Source organism: uncultured Campylobacter sp. (assembly GCF_905372745.1).
Lineage (GTDB): Bacteria > Campylobacterota > Campylobacteria > Campylobacterales > Campylobacteraceae > Campylobacter_A.
The window spans coordinates 1-5,195 of record NZ_CAJPQR010000056.1; the positions used below are offsets into that span (position 1 = coordinate 1).

Consider the following 5,195-nt stretch of genomic DNA (forward strand, 5'->3'; position numbering starts at 1 on the left):
TCAAGCACCGTCTGGATCGAAAAAACGTCGATGTGCGCAAGAACTTTCATCGCGTCGATCATATCCTCGTGCACGGGGTTGCCCTCTAGGCGCAGAGCTTGTGCGTCGGCGCTAAGGGCTAGTTTGTGATTTTGCTCGATGGTTTCGTATTTGGCGACTCCTGGTAAAAACGCCTTTCGTCCGCCAGTGTAGCCCGCGAAATAGTGCGGTTCGACCGAGCCTATAACGATTACCTTTTTGGCTTCTGCCACGATTTTGTTTAGATACATCTGCGTGCCGTTTTTGGATTCTCCTAGATAGCTCATCTCGTCTTTTTTCGAGTCGTGGTCGCATACTTCGCCTTTGGCGCTAATCTCCGCGTAAATTTCTTTGCCGAAGATCATCTCGTACTCTTCTAGCGTGCCCTCTCTGTGGCAGCCCGTGGCGATGATGAAGGTTTTATTTTTATCGCGGATTTTTGGGTAAATTTGCTTTAAAACTTTGGCCGTCGGCGTAGGTCTTGTGCCGTCGTTTACGATAATTACGATCTTTTCGTCGCCTGCTATAAACTCGTCAAAGCTTTTTTGATTTATCGGATTTGCCAGAGCCTTTGCGATGAGCGCCGTTTCGTCAAATTTAGCCACGGGGTTGGGGTTAAAAACGCCTAGTAAATTTTTCTGTGGAACATTTAGTTCGATGATATCCTCTTTGCCGTAGTGAATAGGAATTTGCATGTTTGCTCCTTAAGTATAATTATTAATTTTTTATCTTAGGATTATATATAAATTTTTCTTTTAAACGCATTTAAAAAGGGTATTTAATTTTTAAATTTATGGAATGGATAAAATTTATTATTAAACGCTAGATTAATATATACGAATGTATTTTTAATTTTTTTATTAGTATTTAATTTTAATATTTATATAATCGCGCCGTAATTTCCTAAAAGGAGAAAAAATGGAATTCCTAACCAGTTTGAGTGAAAGCATGCAGTTCACTCTCCAACTAATAGTCGTACTCGGATGTCTGTTCTACGGCGCTAAAAAAGGCGGTATGGCGCTGGGTGTACTAGGAGGCATCGGTCTTGTTATCTTGGTATTTGCATTTGATATGAAGCCGGGCAAACCCGCTATCGACGTTATCCTTACGATCCTAGCCGTCGTCGTAGCAAGCGCTACTTTGCAAGCCGCGGGCGGTCTTGACGTTATGCTTCAAATTGCGGAAAAAGCGCTTAGAAAGCATCCTAAGTTAGTTTGTTATCTAGCTCCGGTTTGCGGCTGGACGCTAACGGTTCTATGCGGTACCGGACACACGGTTTACACGCTGCTACCGATCATTTACGACGTATCGATGAAAAGCGGTATCCGTCCGGAAAGACCGCTAGCTGCTACCACGATCTCGTCTCAGCTAGCTATCATCGCTAGCCCGGTTTCGGTTGCGGGCGTATCTATGGTCGCGGTTTTGCTAGGCACGGGCACCGTTCATATCGATGGCTTTACTAGCTATGTAGATTTGCTTAAAGTTACGATTCCGGCTACCTTTATAGGCGTGCTTTGCATCGGTACTTTTTCCGTATTTAGAGGAAAAGACCTCGATAAAGACCCTGAATTTCAAGAAAAAATTAAAGATCCGGAGCAAAGAAAATACATCTACGGCTCTGACGATTCTAAATCGCTAGTCGGCGTTCATCTGCCTAAAAAGCAATGGAATATAATGTGGATATTCCTAGCTACCATCGCTATCGTGGCGGTTCTAGGCTACTATAAACAGCTTCGCCCTAGCTGGACTAGCGACGTCCCGGGTAAATCTATCGAAATCGTAGTAGATAAAAAAGTAGTTAAAAACATCACCGTAAAAGACGGCCAAGTCGTATCTACCGTAGATGATAGCAAAGTCGTCTCAAACGTAAAAGATAACAAAGTAAAAGACGCTACTAAATTTACGAACGTAGAAGTCCTAGATAAAGACAAAAAAGTAACTCAAACCATCGTGCTTCAAGACGGCAACGTAGTTATTACTAAAGAGGGTAAAACCGAAACCGTCGCAAACGCTAGCATCGTAGTAAAAGATACTATGAAAAAGACCGCCCCTCTAGGCATGGTCGATACGATCCAAATTTTCATGCTACTGGCTGCTTCTATCATGATGATCTACTCAGGCATCAAGGCTGCTAAGATCGCTCAAAACGAGATTTTCCACAGCGGTATGGTTGCGCTTGTCGCGATCTACGGCATTAGCTGGATGGCAGATACGATGTTCCACTCTCATATCGAGATGCTAAAAGGCTCGTTAGGAGAGGTGATGAAGGCTTATCCGTGGATGTATATCATCGTAGGTATGCTGATTTCTAAGTTCCTAAACTCTCAAGCCGCAGCCGCCGCGACGTTCGTACCGCTTGCCGTTCAGATCGGCGTGGATCCAGGCATCATCGTCGCGTTTGCTACGGCTTGCTACGGATACTTTATCCTTCCTACTTATCCGAGCGACCTTGCGGCGATCCAGTTTGACCGCTCGGGTACTACGCACATCGGTAAATACGTCATCAACCATAGCTTCATCATCCCGGGTCTTATCGGCGTGTTTAGTTCGTGCGCAGTGGGTTGGGTGCTAGCTAATCTGTACGGATTTATTAAATAATCTTGCTTTTAGACAAGCTGCCTTTGTGGCTTGTCTTTTTCCTTTATACTTCGTTACTTTTAAATTTGGCTCGGTCATTACCGACAAGGTAACTCCCGTCGCCAAATTTAAAAGCGCCTCGTCTAGAACAAAAATACTGCGCCTTAACTTTTTTACGTTCAAATTTGACATTAAATTTATAAATTTGAGTCGCCGAGACCCGCACCACAAAAATATTAAACTAAAAAATCTGTGGCGCGGTGTGCCAAATTCAATCCGCACGCAGTGCAGCAACATCTCACGTCGTAGGGGTTGGGGGGATCATTAAGGGGGAAGGGAGCGACTTCGTAATTCAAGCCCCTTCCCCCTTAACAAGAAAGATTAAATTTGGCACACAGTGCTAAATTTAATAAAACCAAATTTAACATTTTAAAGATTCGGGTCTCGGCGGATAGAATTCTAAAATTTATTCAAATTTGAGCGGCGCAAATTTGACTCCGAATTTGGCTTTAAATTTAGAGCTAAAAAGTTAAATTTAAATTTCACTTCAATCTATCGCCGAATTTTCGTTTGTCGCTCATGTAGACGAAGCTTAGCACCTCGGCGACGGCACGAAAGAGCTCTGCAGGTATCATATCGTTTACCTCGCACATCTTGTATAGCTCGCGCGCTAGCGGCGGATTTTCGACGATTTTGACGTTGTTTTGCACTCCGATTTGCTTGATGCGAAGCGCTAGAAAATCCACGCCCTTAGCTAGTATCACCGGCGCTTTTTCCTTTGTTTTATCGTAGCGAAGGGCGACGGCGTAGTGGGTCGGGTTGGTGATGATGACGTCTGCTTGCGGGATATTTTGCATCATTCTGTTGCGCGCGGCTCGCATTTGCAGCTGACGGATGCGTCCTTTTACCTGCGGGTCGCCCTCCATCTGTTTGTACTCATCCTTGATCTCCTGCTTGCTCATTCTTAGGTCGCGAAAATACTGAAAACGCACGATCAGCACGTCAAGAAGCCCGATGATAAACATCACGATGAGCATCACGGCGGCTAAAATCAGCATTTTTTCTTTTAGCCACGCTAGCTGCGCTGCCATCGAGAAAAACAGCGTATGCGGCAGCTCTTTGATGAAGCTTAAAAACATCAAAAATCCGACCGTAAAAACCGCCGTGACCTTGAGTACCATTTTGATGCCATCTATCAGTTTTTTAAGAGAAAAGAGATTTTTGAGTCCTTTTAGCGGGTTGATTTTGTTTAAATTCGGCTCCAAAGGCTTTGTGGTAAATATAAATCCAAACTGCATGAGATTAGCGACGACGCCCGCGATCGCGATGCAAACGGCGATAGGTAGGATGATGAGCAGCGTGCGAAATATCGTCGTGATCGCGACGCTAAATAGTAGTTTGCGCGTAAACTCCTGACCGATTAGGCTCTGATAGTAGTTATACAGCGTGAAAAACTGATCGCCGATGAAGCCAAGAAGCGCCACTACGACGAAGATCGCAACCGCGAGCGTGACGAAGCCCGCGAGGTCTTGGCTTTTGGGGACGTTGCCGTCCTTGCGCGCGTCTTCGATCTTTTTGGAGGTGGGTTCTTCGGTTTTTTCTTGGTCTTCGCCTGCCATTTTCGTCCTAAATTTATCTTGCCGAGCGTTTTGGCTCAAATTTGCTTAAATTTGGGCGATTATACCCAAAAGGAGGTTAAATTTTACGCTACGACGGAAAGTTTAAGGAGGATTTTTGCTCTTGCGCGTGACCTAAAAACCTGGCGGACGAAATTTTAAAAGCTAGGACATTAAACCAAAATTTATAAATTTTTAGGTATCATCCGTCTCTTACAACCAACAAAGCTCCCCAAGTCTTTTGAAATCCAAAAGCGCTTTTTGGTCTTACCAAATTTAGAAAGGTAGAGTATGTCAAAATACGCTATATTTAGGCACGGCGGCAAGCAGTATCGCGTCAGCGAAGGCGAATATCTTAAGCTTGACCATTTCAGTGCTGAAGCAAAATCATCAGTCGAGATTACGGACGTTTTGTGCGTAAACGACGGTGAAGTAAAGGTAGGCGCGCCGTTCGTAAAGGGTGCGAAAGTCGTTCTTGAAGTCGTAAACGAGGGCAAGGATAAAAAAGTCGTTATTTACAAAAAACGCAGACGCAAAGACTCAAAACTAAAACGCGGTTTTAGAAGACAGTTTACACGCGTAAAAGTCGTAAGTATCGCAGCTTAAGGAGATAAGAAATGGCACACAAAAAAGGTCAAGGCTCAACCCAGAATAACCGAGATTCCATCGGACGACGCTTAGGCGTTAAAAAATTCGGCGGCGAATTCGTTCGCGCGGGCAACATCATCATCCGCCAGCGCGGTACCGCCACTCACGCGGGCAGCAACGTCGGTCTAGGCAAAGATCACACGATTTTCGCTCTAATCGACGGTTTTGTTAAATTCGAAAGACTAGATAAAAATAGAAAAAAAGTTTCTGTTTATCCTGCTGCGTAATTACCGCGCAACTTTCGGGGCGAAAGCCCCTTTTTCTTTAAATTGCTCCAAAAACGTTAAATTCTGATATAATTTTCATCGATATATTTTGTAATCTAAAGGTAATAAT

The 5,195-nt window shown here is 44.2% G+C and carries 5 protein-coding genes; 3 read left to right on the plus strand and 2 right to left on the minus strand.

Annotated elements, in window-relative coordinates; all coding sequences use genetic code 11:
* Positions 1-713, minus strand: a 713-nt coding sequence (gene larA / locus QZ157_RS10505; RefSeq protein WP_295145388.1) for a nickel-dependent lactate racemase, incomplete at its 3' end; no start/stop codon positions are given.
* A gap of 223 nt (positions 714-936) precedes the next feature.
* On the opposite strand from larA, the gene QZ157_RS10510 reads away from it, so the two are divergent.
* Positions 937-2,616: an anaerobic C4-dicarboxylate transporter gene (locus QZ157_RS10510; protein ID WP_295145391.1), complete on the plus strand. Its 1,680-nt coding sequence runs from the start codon at positions 937-939 to the stop codon at positions 2,614-2,616.
* Positions 2,617-3,137: 521 nt separating this feature from the next.
* Here QZ157_RS10510 and flhB read toward each other — a convergent pair.
* Positions 3,138-4,214 (minus strand): flagellar biosynthesis protein FlhB, encoded by a 1,077-nt coding sequence (gene flhB / locus QZ157_RS10515; protein WP_295145393.1) that lies wholly within the window; start codon positions 4,212-4,214, stop codon positions 3,138-3,140.
* Positions 4,215-4,502: 288 nt separating this feature from the next.
* On the opposite strand from flhB, the gene rplU reads away from it, so the two are divergent.
* Both rplU and rpmA read left to right on the plus strand, forming a co-directional pair.
* Positions 4,503-4,817 carry a 50S ribosomal protein L21 gene (gene rplU / locus QZ157_RS10520; RefSeq protein ID WP_002943840.1) on the plus strand — a complete coding sequence of 105 codons (315 nt, stop codon included), beginning with the start codon at positions 4,503-4,505 and terminating at the stop codon, positions 4,815-4,817.
* An 11-nt stretch (positions 4,818-4,828) separates the two neighbouring features.
* On the plus strand, positions 4,829-5,086 hold the full coding sequence (gene rpmA, locus QZ157_RS10525; protein WP_002943616.1) for a 50S ribosomal protein L27: 258 nt from the start codon (positions 4,829-4,831) through the stop codon (positions 5,084-5,086).
* Positions 5,087-5,195 lie beyond the last annotated feature (109 nt).

Excerpts from the sequence above, each read along its gene's own strand:
- QZ157_RS10510 (WP_295145391.1), top strand. The coding sequence starts at position 937 with ATGGAATTCCTAACCAGTTTGAGTGAAAGCATGCAGTTCACTCTCCAA.
- flhB (WP_295145393.1), bottom strand. The coding sequence starts at position 4,214 with ATGGCAGGCGAAGACCAAGAAAAAACCGAAGAACCCACCTCCAAAAAG.
- rplU (WP_002943840.1), top strand. The coding sequence starts at position 4,503 with ATGTCAAAATACGCTATATTTAGGCACGGCGGCAAGCAGTATCGCGTC.
- rpmA (WP_002943616.1), top strand. The coding sequence starts at position 4,829 with ATGGCACACAAAAAAGGTCAAGGCTCAACCCAGAATAACCGAGATTCC.